1 protein-coding gene is annotated in these 587 nt (G+C 71.2%); it reads right to left on the bottom strand.

Features of this window, described 5'->3' with window-relative positions; all coding sequences use genetic code 11:
- On the bottom strand, window positions 1-587 hold a 587-nt coding region (locus AC1DGP_RS35280; protein ID WP_476833301.1), incomplete at both ends, for a cadherin-like domain-containing protein.

Genomic DNA, 587 nt, shown 5'->3' on the forward strand with positions numbered 1-587 from the left:
GCATAGATCAGGTCATTGCCGGCGCCGCCGCGGATGAAGTCGTTGCCGGCGCCGCCATGCAGGATGTCGGAGCCGCCGCGGCCATCGATCACGTCATTGCCGTCGCGCCCGTCGATCAGGTCGGCGCATTCGGTCCCGGTCAGGCTGTCATCGCCGGCCGTGCCGTTGATCTCGGTGAACTCGACGACGCTGAAGAGCGCGGTCTGTGCGACCGCGACGGTCTCGTCGCTGACCTCATAGCTCAGCGTCACCGGGCCAAAATAGCCGGGCGTCGGGCTGAACTCCCAGCCACCCTCGACCGCGGTCAGCGTGCCGCTGGAGGCGGTGAGATTGCGGATCGCCAGCACATCGCCATCAGGATCCAGCGCCCCTGCGAGCAGTCCGATCGCGGTGATCAGCAACGTCTCGCAGCGCCCGATGCTGCGCAGGCTGACCACACCGGCAAGCAGCGGGGCGCGGTTGCTGCGCGGGCTCCCGGGGCCACCGGGACCGCCGGGATTCTCGCCACCGGGTCCGCCAGGGTTCTCGCCGCCCGGGCCGGAATGGCCGCCCGGGCCGGGGTGGTGGCCACCCGAGCCGCCGCCGGC

Source organism: Allobosea sp. 05T433 (genome assembly GCF_056396065.1).